This window comes from Nocardioides abyssi, assembly GCF_030412915.1.
Taxonomy (GTDB): Bacteria; Actinomycetota; Actinomycetes; order Propionibacteriales; family Nocardioidaceae; genus Nocardioides; species Nocardioides abyssi.
Window position 1 is genome coordinate 1 of record NZ_JAUHJR010000223.1, and the last position, 244, is coordinate 244.

At 78.3% G+C, this 244-nt stretch carries 1 protein-coding gene; it reads left to right on the plus strand.

The features are described 5' to 3' along the window. A partial coding sequence (locus QWY29_RS20570) for a hypothetical protein (RefSeq protein WP_300963080.1) occupies positions 1-244 on the plus strand: 244 nt, incomplete at both ends.

Here is a 244-nt window from a genome sequence, read left to right on the forward strand (position 1 = left end):
GCCGTGAGCGAGCAGACGACCCGGTCCTACCGGCCGGGAGAGTGGTACGGCGTGCTGGGCGACCGCACCGTCCTCCTCCTCCCGCCCGAGGAACGGTCCCGCGCGGCCGCGCGGTGGGCGCTGGTCGACGCCGGCACCCCGGCCGACGACCTCGTCGACGCGCTGATCTCCGGCGGGCTCGCGGCGCTGCCGGCCGTCGTGCTCGCCACCACCGCCGACGACGGCGCCACCCGCCTCCACGTGC